The 12992-nt window shown below is 40.5% G+C and carries 10 protein-coding genes; 6 read left to right on the forward strand and 4 right to left on the reverse strand.

Features of this window, described 5'->3' with window-relative positions; translation table 11 throughout:
- The first annotated feature begins 390 nt into the window (after nt 1-390).
- Both CDC33_RS10575 and CDC33_RS41200 read left to right on the forward strand, forming a co-directional pair.
- Nucleotides 391-2100, forward strand: a complete 1710-nt coding sequence (locus CDC33_RS10575) for an alpha/beta hydrolase (RefSeq protein ID WP_109008444.1) — start codon at nt 391-393, stop codon at nt 2098-2100.
- Between the two features lie 463 nt (nt 2101-2563).
- On the forward strand, nt 2564-2689 hold the full coding sequence (locus CDC33_RS41200; protein WP_280524464.1) for a hypothetical protein: 126 nt from the start codon (nt 2564-2566) through the stop codon (nt 2687-2689).
- A gap of 67 nt (nt 2690-2756) precedes the next feature.
- Here the strand turns inward: CDC33_RS41200 and CDC33_RS10580 are convergent, their stop codons facing one another.
- From CDC33_RS10580 to CDC33_RS40325, 3 genes are all read right to left on the reverse strand, one after another.
- On the reverse strand, nt 2757-3065 hold the full coding sequence (locus CDC33_RS10580) for a HigA family addiction module antitoxin (protein WP_109008445.1): 309 nt from the start codon (nt 3063-3065) through the stop codon (nt 2757-2759).
- 15 nt (nt 3066-3080) lie between these two features.
- Nucleotides 3081-3395, reverse strand: a complete 315-nt coding sequence (locus CDC33_RS10585; protein ID WP_280524406.1) for a type II toxin-antitoxin system RelE/ParE family toxin — start codon at nt 3393-3395, stop codon at nt 3081-3083.
- A gap of 164 nt (nt 3396-3559) precedes the next feature.
- On the reverse strand, nt 3560-5965 hold the full coding sequence (locus CDC33_RS40325) for a bluetail domain-containing putative surface protein (protein WP_146195799.1): 2406 nt from the start codon (nt 5963-5965) through the stop codon (nt 3560-3562).
- 296 nt (nt 5966-6261) lie between these two features.
- On the opposite strand from CDC33_RS40325, the gene CDC33_RS10595 reads away from it, so the two are divergent.
- From CDC33_RS10595 to CDC33_RS10605, 3 genes are all read left to right on the forward strand, one after another.
- A complete protein-coding gene (locus CDC33_RS10595; RefSeq protein WP_109008446.1) occupies nt 6262-8592 on the forward strand; it encodes an ATP-binding protein in 2331 nt (776 codons plus the stop codon).
- A 52-nt stretch (nt 8593-8644) separates the two neighbouring features.
- Nucleotides 8645-9100, forward strand: a complete 456-nt coding sequence (locus CDC33_RS10600) for a response regulator (RefSeq protein WP_100901603.1) — start codon at nt 8645-8647, stop codon at nt 9098-9100.
- A gap of 282 nt (nt 9101-9382) precedes the next feature.
- Nucleotides 9383-11116 carry a hybrid sensor histidine kinase/response regulator gene (locus CDC33_RS10605; RefSeq protein WP_109008447.1) on the forward strand — a complete coding sequence of 578 codons (1734 nt, stop codon included), beginning with the start codon at nt 9383-9385 and terminating at the stop codon, nt 11114-11116.
- 1 nt (nt 11117) lies between these two features.
- On the opposite strand, the gene CDC33_RS10610 is transcribed toward CDC33_RS10605, so the two are convergent.
- Complete coding sequence (locus CDC33_RS10610) at nt 11118-11630, reverse strand: hypothetical protein (RefSeq protein ID WP_109008448.1); 513 nt, start codon at nt 11628-11630, stop codon at nt 11118-11120.
- Nucleotides 11631-12091: 461 nt separating this feature from the next.
- On the opposite strand from CDC33_RS10610, the gene truB reads away from it, so the two are divergent.
- Entirely contained in the window at nt 12092-12976 is an 885-nt protein-coding gene (gene truB / locus CDC33_RS10615; RefSeq protein WP_109008449.1) for a tRNA pseudouridine(55) synthase TruB, read from the forward strand.
- Nucleotides 12977-12992 lie beyond the last annotated feature (16 nt).

Consider the following 12992-nt stretch of genomic DNA (forward strand, 5'->3'; position numbering starts at 1 on the left):
ATAGTTTTCAGGATTAATACTGGGTTTTTGATATAGTAAAATCGTGCCATCTTCAAAGCTACAACATAAATACTGAGGCAGAGCATTTTTTATTTGTTATGATTTACTAGTGAAGGCAAACTACGGGGTCAGCCTCTTATAAGATGGATACTTTAACCATCTGTGTGACTCTGTAGGATCTGATTTTTGAATTGATAGCCAAGAGAAAATTCTTGAAAAAGAATTCAGAATTCAGGAGTCAGAATTAATTACTAGAGAATTCTAACTACTGACTCCTAAATTCTGTTTTGATAAAATCCAGGCTAATAACTTTAAGTAAACCAAGCAGGGTGTCCGAATAACTACCAAAGCCAACACTTGATAAAACCAGACTACCGAAACAGTTGAGCGATGAATAGTTTGTTTGGTAATTGGGCCAGCACCCTGAGAAAAAATTCCCTATTGCTGGTTCTTTCAATGGTGCTGCCAACATTTGGAATTAGCAATTCTATCTTGGCAGCAGAGCGGATTTATGCATCTTATTCAGCCTTAGAGCTTTCCATTTCAGTCACTACTTTAGAAAAATATGCCAAAACAGGTATAATTAATGAAGACTTGGCAGCCTATCAGCAATATTTGCCTCTTCAACAGCTTCAAGAATTGCGGCAGATTTTACTTAATCGTGTGAAAGTTAGTCCGGTAGTAGTTTCGCAACTTCTCTACACACCCCAAGGAGAGTTGTTGCTGCATCGGTTGGCGCAAATTATCAAAACCAGTCATCCAGAACCAGGATTTGGTGCTTTGCGTTCGGCGCTAATTTTAGCCTCTGGTGAATCGGAAGGCTTGACACTATTGAATGTGTTGCGTAAATATCCCACCAGCAGTATTCGCCTTGACGTAGCGCAGACTTTGGAAATAGCTACGGAATTAGACAAACTTGTTAACCAAACCCATCGGGCGATCGCAGCAGTTTCTCAAGAGTCTAAAATAGAAGCTGCTACCATCAAAGAACCAAATTTATCGCAATTACCTGATTTAAAGGTTCCGGGAAAGTTTAAGTCGCAAAAATACACCCAAAAGTTTTTTGACTCAACACGCAATCGGCTTTTATTAACTGATGTTTATATTCCTAATGTCCAGAATGCCGCACCCGTAATTGTAATTTCTCACGGGTTAGGTTTAGATAGCAGCAACTTTCAATATTTAGCCACGCATCTAGCTTCTTACGGATTTGCCGTCGTCGTTCCCAATCATCCTGGTAGTGATGCTAAACAATTGCATTCTCTGTTGAATGGACACGTCAATGAAATCGCAGAACCAGGTGAATTTCAAGACCGACCAATGGACGTAACATATATCTTGAATGAATTGGAAAAAGGTAATCAATCTGATTCACGGTTTAAAGGTCGGTTAAATCTGCAACAAGTCGGAGTATTTGGTCAATCTTTGGGAGGCTACACAGCCTTAGCCTTGGCAGGGGCTAAAATCAACTTTGAGCAGTTAAAACAAGACTGTCAACCAGCAGCACTGCAAAATACCTGGAATATGTCTTTAATGCTCCAGTGTCGCGCTTTAGAATTGAGCATCAGCAAGTATGGCAAAGATTATAACCTGCGGGATGAGAGAGTGAAAGCTGCGATCGCAGTTAATCCCATTACTAGTTCTATTTTCGGTAAAGCTGGCTTAAGTCAAATTAAAACTCCAGTAATGATTGTCAGCAGTAGTGACGATACAGTTGCACCAGCTTTATCCGAGCAAATTCTCCCTTTCTCCTGGTTGGCGAATTCACAAAAATATCTCGTCATGCTTGTAGGTGGCACTCACTTTTCCACTATTGGTAATGCCAACCCGGCCAATCAACAAGTAGCATTACCTGCCGATATGATTGGCGACGCTTCCCAAGCGCGTCGTTACATGAATGTTTTAAGTTTACCTTTCTTCCAAACTTATGTTGTAGAAAGACCGCAATACACCCCCTACCTTAACGCCGCCTACACTCAAAGCATTTCTAGTAAGTCGCTTGGTTTGAGTCTCGTCAAGTCATTGAATACAACCGAATTAACACAATTGCTGGATGTTAAAGGAGACAAACCCGCAAAAAAAAACTTCCCAACACCATAGTCAGCTTCGGATTTTGGATGTTGGATATTGGTGTTGCATTGTTGCATGTGATGATTTTTATTTGACTATAAACAATAGACTTGTCGTCTAATAAAGTTTTTGAATTTTTCGAGCCAGGCAGAGCAAGGGTTTTAGACACTAATTTTTTAGAAAGCCACAAGTCTAATTAGTTTGTTTATTCTCCGGCGAGTTCTGGCGCAATGTCCATGTTTGCTGCGAAAACAGGTACAAGATGATATGCGATCGCATTCATACTTCTGGCCATATACTTCTAATTGACGAAATCTGCTTCTTAGCAGTGTATTTAGCTATAGAAATCATATTTGATTTCTGAAAAAATCTCAGTAGTCTTGTAGGGTGTGTTAGACGAAAGTACGGCAGCATTCCAAGCTTGTGGTGTTGTACTTTCTGCGCTAATATACCCTAGTTCGTGCACTCGTAGAGAAGTGCGGGCTATACTGAGGTGAAAAACATCTCCAAAATGGATTATAACCTGCGGGATGAGAGAGTAAAAGCTGCGATCGCAGTTAATCCCATAGTAGTTTTATTTTCGGCAAAGCTGGCTTATTTCAAATCAAAACTCCAGTGATGATTGTCAGCAGTAGTGATGATACAGTTGCACCAGCTTTATCGGATAATGTTGATAGAAAGAAGTATTAGATTACATCATTCAACGAAAGTGTAGGTATTTGATTATAAATTTCTAAATTTTCTTCAAGAGCTTGACGTATATCGTATTGCGTTTGTAAATTTAACCAAAACTGAGCGCTGTTACCAAAATAGCGAGATAAACGCAAAGCCGTATCTGCTGTGATAGTACGTTTTCCAGATAAAATTTCACTAATTCTTGTCTGAGCTACACCTATATCTTTGCTTAATCGATAAGGAGTGATATTGAGTGGCTCCAAAAATTCTACTTGTAAGATTTCTCCAGGGTAAATATTTGGCAAACGATTGTTGTTCATAATTATTTTTAGGCGTCAGTGGTAATCTACTATTTCAACTTCCGAAGCATTGTTCTCATCCGTCCACAGAAAGCAGATTCGCCATTGCTCGTTAATACGAATACTGTACTGCCCTTTCCTATTGCCAAGTAGCTTTTGTAAACGATTACCAGGTGGAACGCGTAAATCGTTAATTGATGTTGCAGCGTCAATAATAAGCAGTTTTCGTAAAGCGGTTTTTTGGATATTGGCCGGATACTGAGAAGATATAAAGCCGTCAAAGATAAGCTTTGTCTCTTCAGATTTAAAATTAACAATCACAATTCTATCGCTTTGCGTTACTATCGTCAAACGTTAGTATACACTTCAAGGTAAGCTTGCGAATTTCCTGGGTCAAAACCGCGACAATAGCAGACTCTCAAAATGGCTCAAGAACTTTTAATTATTAAAAGAACCGCCAAATACGCCAAGAGAGAAGGAGTAATAACTGAGTGCAAGGTTATGGAGAATTGATATTAGACAATCACTAAATTAGTTAAGTCGCCTTTGTAGCCACTAATCTCAATAACAGCATCCGTGAGGGCAGAAAATCCATTAGTACTATCATTGAGTGCCACAAAAGTTCGCCCATGACTGCTTGTACCCAAGGTAAAAGTTGCCGCACCTTTAGCCACAAAAGCAGTTGTAGTCAATATTTGTTGTACGTCTGACAGATTCAAACTTGCAACCGGGCCAAGTTGAAGCAAATTAGTTGCAGAAACTGCATTCAGACCATCAATTTTATCTTCACCGATTTTTAAATCAGTAATCTTATCAAAACGAGACAGCAGTGAATCACTTAGGTTATTGATTACAAATTCATCATTCCCACAACCACCTGTTAGGGTATCACTACCAGCGCCACCGTTAAGGATGTCATTACCGTTACCACCAACTAGTTTGTCATTTCCTGCTAATCCAAATAGTTTATCGTTGCCGTTTTTCCCGAAAATTTGATCATTGCCAGTTCCACCAGTGAGTGTATCTTTACAGTTGCTACCGTATAAAGTTTTGTTCGGTACATTTGCATCGTTGGTGGTTGTACTGAGGAGTTGACCGTTGGCATTATATAAATAACTGACAACTACATCAATAATACCATCGCTGTTATTGTCAATATCTGAGTCAGTCAGTTTGCCATTGGCATCGTAGTTGTAAGTGGTAATCTCGTCACCCAGTCCATCATTATTTTTGTCAACTACCTGTGCTGCTAGTCTGTTGTTAGCATCGTAGCTGTAAGCTGTTACCTCATCAATGATGCCATCACGATTATTATCAATCTTTTGTGTAGTTAATTTTCCCTTAGCATCGTAGCTATAGATACCAACCGTATCAATTACACCATCATTATTGAAGTCATAACTGGCGGTTGCGCTTCCATAAATATAGGTTATGGAAGAATCAGCAATGCCGTCGCCGTTGTTGTCACGACTAAAGGATGTCTCGTTGCCGTTGGCATCATAAGTATAGGTTATGGAGTTTTCAGTGATGCCATCGCGGTCATAGTCATTACCCTCAAATTTGGATGTCAATTTTCCGTTGTCATCATAAGTGTAGTTTGTGATAGAGTCACCGTAGGCTTCATTGCTGTTAAAAAAACTTATAATTTTGGATGTCAACCTGCCCTTGGCGTCATATTTAGCGGCTCTGCGAGCTTGAATGAAGCCGAATAAGTTTTGACTATAGAATGTCTCGTTGCCGTTGGCATCATAAGTAGAGGTTGTGACCTCTTCAGGAGTGCCGTCGCTGTTGTAGTCACCGCTTTCGGATGTTAAGTTGCCGTTGGCATCATAAGTATAACTATAGGTTGCGACTTCATCTGCAATGCCGTCGCCGTTGGTGTCAAAGCTTTCAGATGCCAACTTGCCCTTAGCATCATAAGTAGAGGTTGCGACTACATCTGCAATGCCGTCGCCGTTATCGTCACGACTATAGAATGAGAATGTCCGGTTACTGTTGGCATCATAGGTAGAGGTTTCCACGTAATCAGTGATGCCGTCGCCGTTGTTGTCACGACTTAAGGATGTCACGTTGCCCTTGGCATCATAAGTAGAGGTTTCCACGTAATCAGTGATGCCGTCGCCATTGTTGTCACGACTAAAAGAAAAAGATGTCAGGTTGCCGTTAGCATCATAAGTAGAGGTTTCCACATAATTAGCGATGCCGTCGCCATTGTCGTCACGACTAAAAGATGTCACCTTGCCGTTGGCATCATAAGTAGAGGTTTGCACATAATTAGCGATGCCGTCGCCATTGTCGTCACGACTAAAAGATGTCACCTTGCCGTTGGCATTATAAGTAGAGGTTTCCACATAATCAGCGATGCCGTCGCCGTTGGTGTCAGTGCTTAAGGATGTCAGCTTGCCTTGAGCATTATAAGTAGAGGTTTGCACATAATTAGCGATGCCGTCGCCATTGTCGTCACGACTAAAAGATGTCACCTTGCCGTTGGCATTATAAGTAGAGGTTTCCACATAATCAGCGATGCCGTCGCCATTGTCGTCACGACTTAAGGATGTCACCTTGCCTTGAGCATTATAAATATAAGTATAGGTTGTGACATAATCAGCGATGCCGTCGCCGTTGGTGTCACGAATGAAGGATGTCTTGTTGCCGTTGGCATCATAAGTATAAGTTTCGACATAATTAACGATGCCGTCGCCGTTGTCGTCACGACTTAAGGATGTCAGCTTGCCTTGAGCATTATAAGTAGAGGTTTGCACATAATTAGCGATGCCGTCGCCGTTGTCGTCACGACTATAGAATGTCAGGTTATAGCCGTAGGTAATAACTGAGTCTATTGTCCCATCATTGTTGTTGTCTATGTTCTGGGATATCAGTTTGCCGTCGGCATCGTAAGTATAAGTTGTGGTTGAGGTCATAAAGTTATGTTCCTAAATAAATATTTGTATGACTCCAGTCGGATACTGCTATGTGTTTTAATTACATTTATTTTAAGAGCAGTAGGGAAAATACTGAATTTCAGCATTCTATCAGCATCATAAATGCTTTGCAATCAATTCTGAATCCAGTAATTACTCGGTCGCAGGAAATACCTTTATTCTGTTATCAACATTTATAAAAAATTTCCTCGCATTCATACTACTTGGCATATACTTTAAAGAAATGTGACATTTAATTGCGCTATTGTAAAAATCAGCTTTACATAAGTTGATTTATGAGGCAGTTTGAAAATACTACTACCCAAGCTACTGCTCTGACTAACCACGATCGCAAACCTATTCACATACCTGGCTCTATTCAACCTCATGGTGTTCTACTGGCACTCAGTACTCAGTTAGAGATACTGCAAGTTAGCAACAATACCCAAGAACACTTGGGCAAAGAGCCAGAAGATTTGCTTGGTAAACCGTTGAGCTATTTGCTAGAAGCTCAACAAATAGAAACTGTAAAGCAGTGCTTGGTAAAAAAAATTGGCAGTCCTAATGCGTTTAAAGTATCAATAAATACTTTGCATCGGCAACAAGATTTTGACGCTATTGCTCATCGTACAGAAGAGGCTGTGATTCTGGAGTTAGAACCGACAGACTCAAAATCTGAGGTAAGTTTTTTAGGCTTTCATGCTTTGGCGGGTGAAGCGATCGCCAAAATGCAGAGAACATCAAACCTGATAGAATTTTTGCATGTAGTGGCACAAGAAGTCCAAAAAATTATCGGTTTTGATCGGGTAATGGTCTATAAATTTGACCAGTCGGGAGCGGGTTCTGTTGTTTCAGAAGTCAAACGAGAAGATTTATCACCTTATTTAGGACTCCACTATCCCGCAACAGATATTCCAGCGCAGGCTAGGGAATTATACACGCGCTGCTTTCTGCGATTTCTCCCCGATTTGACTGCCGAACCTATTAAACTAGTTCCAAAGGAAAATCCGACAACACATCAGCATCTTGACTTAAGTTACTCTCTGCTACGAAGTTTTGATTCGTGTTGTGCTGAATATCATCAAAATATGGGAGTGAAGGCTCTTTTGGTGATTTCGCTTATTCAAGAGCAGAAACTTTGGGGATTAATATCTTGCCATCACTTAACACCAAAGTATATTTCTTATGAAGTGCTAAAGATGTGCGAATTTTTGGGACAGATTGTGTCTTCTGAATTAGCGCACAAAATTAGTTATTCGGAATGGAACTATAAGGTAAAACTTAAATCACTACAGGCTGATTTTTTAGAGTCTATTTCTCAAGCAGATAATTTTATTGATGCTTTAATTAAACCTGAAATCCGCTTACTCGATCTTGTTAGTGCCACTGGAGCGGCGGTTTGTCTGGATAATGAAATTACCCTCGTAGGAGCAACACCGAATATTCATCAAGTTCGGGCATTAATTGAATGGGCGGATATTCAAGTTAGTGATAACCTGTTTTCCACCGATTCTCTGCCGAAGCTTTACCCAGAGGCGCTCAGATTTAAAGATACTGCTAGTGGATTGCTGCTACTGCGAATTTCTAAAGTCCGGCGTTATTATATTCTTTGGTTTCGCCCCGAAGTTATCCAAACGGTAAACTGGGCAGGTAATCCCAACGAATCCATTCAAGCTCAGGCAGATGGTAGCTTTAGCCTATCTCCACGAAAATCCTTTGAACAATGGCAAGAAACGGTTAGATTAACTTCTCTACCTTGGGAAACTTGTGAACTTGAGAGTGCGATCGCTCTGAGTAATGCGATCGTTGGTATTGTACTATCTAAGGCGGATGAGTTAGCTAAAATCAACCTAGAGTTAGAGCGCAGCAACCAAGAACTAGCATCCTTTGCCTACGCCGCTTCCCATGACCTCAAAGAGCCTTTGCGGGGAATCTATAACTTCTCAACGGTGTTGCTAGAAGACTATGCCCAAGTATTAGATGATGACGGAATTGAGTGCTTGCAAACAGTAGTTTCCTTGTCTGTACGCATGGAAACCCTCATTAATGCTCTACTGCGACTCTCGCAGTTAGGACAAGCACAACTGCGAGAGCAAGCAACTGACCTCAACGAATTAGTTACCCAAGTGATTGAAATCTTTCGTGCTAGTCGCCAAGACTCCGCACTCGTGGATATTCGCATTCCTCGACCTTTACCAACAGTTCAATGTGACCGAGTTCTCGTTAATGAAGTCTTTAGTAATCTGCTGGGTAATGCCTTCAAATACAACGACAAGCCAGAGCAATGGGTTGAGATTGGCTACCTTTCTCAAGAAGGAGCAGGGGGAGCAGGGGGAGCAGGGGAAGTATTGAGCAATGCCCAATGCCCAATGCCCAATGCCCCATGCCCCATGCCCAATGCCCAATCCCCAATCTTTTATATCCGAGATAACGGTATTGGAATTCCACAGCATCACCTAGAAACTATCTTTCGACTATTTAAGCGGCTCCACTCTCAGGAAAAGTACGGTGGAGGAGCAGGTGCTGGACTAGCTATTGTTAAGAAGATTGTTGAGCTTCATAACGGCCAAATTTGGGTTGAATCTACCGTAGGCGTTGGCTCGATTTTCTATTTCACGCTGGAATAGTTTAAGATAATAACCAAATATATATTTTTGTTAAGCTCTTTTAAGACCACGAATGACAAAAAAACTTCATGAACCTCTACTCGTTGTTGAGGACAGCAATGAAGATTTTCGGATGCTACAACGTCTGATGCGGCGCATGTCCGTCCAGAACCCCATACATCGTTGTACTAATGGGGATGAGGTTTTAGACTTCCTTTATCAACTAGGAAGCGAAGCCTTACGCAACTCTAAAGTAGCACTACGACCTTCTGTTATCTTGCTCGATCTGAATTTGCCAGGTATTGATGGCCGTGACATTTTAGATAGGCTCAAGCAAGACAAGAGTTTCAAGGAAATCCCCATCGTTGTTTTTACCACATCATCTAACCCCAAGGATATTGAACTGTGCTACCAAAAGGGCGCAAATGGATATCTGGTAAAGCCGATGGATGCTCAGGAACTAAAAAAGACGATTCAAGCATTCGTGGACTATTGGCTTGAAGCCAATATGCCGCCAGCCTTGGATTAATTTTTTTATTCTCTTTTGATGAATCAATTATAGGGAAAGGATAACAAAGGAGACTGCTTAAAGGACACAGAGACATTTTCCTCTTTGAGCCACTGTGTCTGCTTGTCTCTTTTAGATGCGCTTTCCCCATTTTCTTATTTATCTTCGTGCTTAAATTACTTTAGAATTTCTAAAGAATTTAGATTTTATTTACACTTATTTTATATTATTTTTAGAATTATGCAATAAAAACATCATCTGGAAAAAAGGGATCTACATGGCTCCCCAATCCTCATACTTAATATGTTGGACACATGGACGCTACTCATCATCGATGATTGTGCAGCAGATCGAAAAATCTATCGTCGATATCTGTTGAAAGATCCGCACCAGTCCTACCAGATTTTGGAGGCAGACTGTGCAGAGGAAGCAATTGATTTGTGCCAAAAAATGCGCTTTGATGTCATCTTGCTGGATTTTTGCCTACCTGATATGAGTGGGTTAGAACTCTTCGATCAGATGCAGCAGAAGATATTTGAGACTTCCGTCCCTGTGATTATGCTGACAGGGCGTGGTGATGAAGAGATAGCTGTGCAAGCAATGAAACGGGGTGCGTTGGATTATTTGGTCAAGCAACATCTGACACAAGATGTACTGCAACTAACAGTCCGTAACGCCATTAAGCAATCGTGCTTGCAAGCCCAACTCTACAAAACTCAGGAGAGACAGCGTTTAATTGCCACCACTGCTTTAAGAATTCGCCAGTCTCTTAACCTAGAGCAAATTTTGACTACAGCTGTAGCCGAGGTACAGCAACTTCTGAAGTGCGATCGCGTGATGGTGTATCAGTTCGCCCCAGATGCAGACGGTAAAATAGTTGCCTCCTCAGTTGAGTCATGCCGCACTATAGAATTGTGCGATCGCATCGAAACACGGAAAGAAGCAGGGGAGCAAAGAAAGGAAAGAGGTAAATTAATTACTCATTCTCCCCCTTGCACCCTGCCCCCTGCCTCTCTGCCTCTTCTACCCAATCCCCAATCCCCCATCCCTTACATTTACGAGCTTGGCTTGTGTAATTGTGTCAGCCTGAAAGAGCAATTTAATGCTAAGACAAATCTAGTAGTTCCCATTAATCTGAGTAACAATGGGAACCCAACCCCCAAGCTTTGGGGTTTGCTGATTGCTCACCATAATTCCGGGGAACGACAGTGGCAAACTGATGATGCCCAAATGCTCAATGAAGTTTCGGTGCAACTAGCGATCGCCATTCAACAAGCCGAATTGCTAGCCCAAACTCAAGCATCACTTGCCAAAGAAAAGCAACTCAATATATTTAAATCGCAAATTATTGCCACAGTCTCCCATGAGTATCGAACGCCGCTAACTTCAATTCTTGCTGCTGCATCAACTTTGGTAAAACATAGCCAGCAATTAGATGAGTCTAAACAAGAGAGGTTTTTAGGAATCATTGAACAGAAAGCCAGGTATATGTCTAAACTTGTGGATAATATGCTTCTGGTTAACCAATTTGAACTGGAAAAACCAAAATTTCAGCCAATACAGCTCGATTTACTGCAATTTTTTGCTGATCTGATCGAACAAGAGCGAGAAACAGTAGGCGATCGCCATGAATTGATTTTTCAAATTACTGGTAATAACCAGAACTTTTGGGGCGATCGCGGACTTTTGCAGCAAATTTTTACTAACTTAATATCCAATGCAATTAAATACTCTCCAGATGGAGGTACTGTAGAATTCCACCTCATTGGTAAAGAATCAGAAGTAATCTTTTATATCAAAGATCAGGGAATTGGTATCCCGATGGCAGATCAAGAAAATTTGTTTCAATCCTTCAGCCGTGGAAGTAACGTTGATACAATACCCGGTACAGGATTAGGGCTTGCGATCGCTAAAGCTTGCGTAGAGTTACATGGTGGCGATATTAGCTTGTCTAGTCAAGTAGGGCAAGGAACCAAAGTTACAGTCAGCTTACCGAAGATATTCCCAATAGGACAACTATCCCTATCATCAACTTGACCTAATCTCGAATTTCTAGTTTGGTAATCAGCCATTCTTTGATTGTTTTCCCGCAAGGCTCAGAACTTTGGCAATCATTGACGTTTTCTAGCCCATAATACATCTGTACTTTTTTGTTGACGTATTTCTCTGGTTCGCAAATATCAAATGATGCACCCACACTTTCATATAATTTACCCTTTTCATCGACAACAGTAACGTAGCATTTTAAGTCTCCATTTTGCATGTCTTTGATAGTACCCAATATCGGTTTATCTTTAGGAGCTTCATTAACTTTTTTATTTTTAATAGGTGTATTTTCATTTGATGTTGAATTACTAGTTTTTTTGCTAACTTCAATATTATCTAGCTTTCCCTTATTTGCAGAGATAGATTCAGAATTAACTGGGGTAGTTGTCGCAGTATTTGCTTGATTAACTTTATTCTTTTGAGAATCGCTATTGTCAGAGTCGCCACAACTCACAATCAATAAAGAACAAAGAATTAATGTAGTAGTGAAGATTGTTTTTTTCATTTGATTTATGTTCATAAAACCCTATCGATGCTTTTTTGGGAAAATATTAGACCAATAGTCAACCCACCAATTACTATTCTGGTAGTTAAAGTAAAATAGGTTAAACGTTCAGAAAAATCCTCATTTCCTTGAGTCGTGTATAGAAACACAAAAAAACTCAGACCAAGCACAATTGCTCAACCTAAAGATATAAGAAAAACTTTTATTAATTTTTCTATAATATTTCTTGATTTATGACAATTTTATGTGTTGTCACTTATAAGCGACAACGTGGTATTTACTGTACATGCTTGGCGTTATCTGCATTTTTTGTGTATCATTCTGTAAACTGCTTACAGAATGTCTTGAATCTGATTAATGTGTATAAATTAATGCTTGGTTAAGCTTTAATTACTAAATATTAATGCTTTGAGCATTAAATAAGTATTTAATAGAGTTTAGAAGCTGTAAGTATCGATTTTGTGTTATCTCAGGGTTTTCTCAACTTAAACAAACCATTTGACTGGACTTCCCACGACTGCGTAGCGCGAGTGCGAAAATTGTTGCGCCTCAAACGTGTAGGACATGCGGGAACCTTAGATCCAGCTGCTACAGGGGTTTTACCAATCGCCCTTGGTAAAGCCACAAGATTGTTGCAATATCTGCCAGAAAACAAAGCGTACATTGCCACTATTCGCTTGGGTGTGCGTACTACAACCGATGATTTACAAGGTGAAATCATCACTTCTCAACCTTGTGCTGGATTGAGTTTGGCACAGGTGAAAAATGTATTACCACAATTTGAAGGCAAGATTGAGCAAATACCACCGAGTTACAGTGCAATTCAAGTGGATGGTAAACGCCTTTACGATTTAGCACGCCAAGGTAAAACGGTGGAAGTTCCAGTGCGAACAGTGGAAGTTTTTCAGATAGATATTTTGGACTGGAGAGAAGGGGATTTTCCCGAATTGGATGTGGCGATCGCCTGTGGTTCTGGTACATATATTAGAGCGATCGCTCGTGATTTAGGTGCAATTTTAGAAACTGGTGGCACTCTTGCCGCTTTGATTCGCACTCAAAGCAGTGGTTTCAATTTAACAGATAGTCTCACTTTGAGCGACTTAGAAACTAAACTACAAGCCGATACATTTCAACCGATTTTTCCAGATGCAGCTTTACAACATTTGTCATCGGTTACTTTACCAGCAACATCTGCTCAAAAATGGTGTCAAGGTCAGCGAATTTCTCTAACTTTCGATGTTCCTGAAATAGTGCGAGTTTATGATGAAGAGACTCGCTTTTTAGGTGTAGGGCAATTACAAGACGAAGTGTTGATCCCTCAAATGGTTTTTGAACCAATTTCTTAAAACTGTGATAAGTTAA

The organism is Nostoc commune NIES-4072 (assembly GCF_003113895.1).
In the GTDB taxonomy this organism is placed as follows: domain Bacteria; phylum Cyanobacteriota; class Cyanobacteriia; order Cyanobacteriales; family Nostocaceae; genus Nostoc; species Nostoc commune.

Bases quoted from the DNA above. Each gene is read 5' to 3' on its own strand.
- CDC33_RS10575 (WP_109008444.1), top strand. From the start codon at position 391: ATGAATAGTTTGTTTGGTAATTGGGCCAGCACCCTGAGAAAAAATTCC.
- CDC33_RS10580 (WP_109008445.1), bottom strand. From the start codon at position 3,065: ATGAACAACAATCGTTTGCCAAATATTTACCCTGGAGAAATCTTACAA.
- CDC33_RS40325 (WP_146195799.1), bottom strand. From the start codon at position 5,965: ATGACCTCAACCACAACTTATACTTACGATGCCGACGGCAAACTGATA.
- CDC33_RS10595 (WP_109008446.1), top strand. From the start codon at position 6,262: ATGAGGCAGTTTGAAAATACTACTACCCAAGCTACTGCTCTGACTAAC.
- CDC33_RS10600 (WP_100901603.1), top strand. From the start codon at position 8,645: ATGACAAAAAAACTTCATGAACCTCTACTCGTTGTTGAGGACAGCAAT.
- CDC33_RS10605 (WP_109008447.1), top strand. From the start codon at position 9,383: ATGTTGGACACATGGACGCTACTCATCATCGATGATTGTGCAGCAGAT.
- CDC33_RS10610 (WP_109008448.1), bottom strand. From the start codon at position 11,630: ATGAAAAAAACAATCTTCACTACTACATTAATTCTTTGTTCTTTATTG.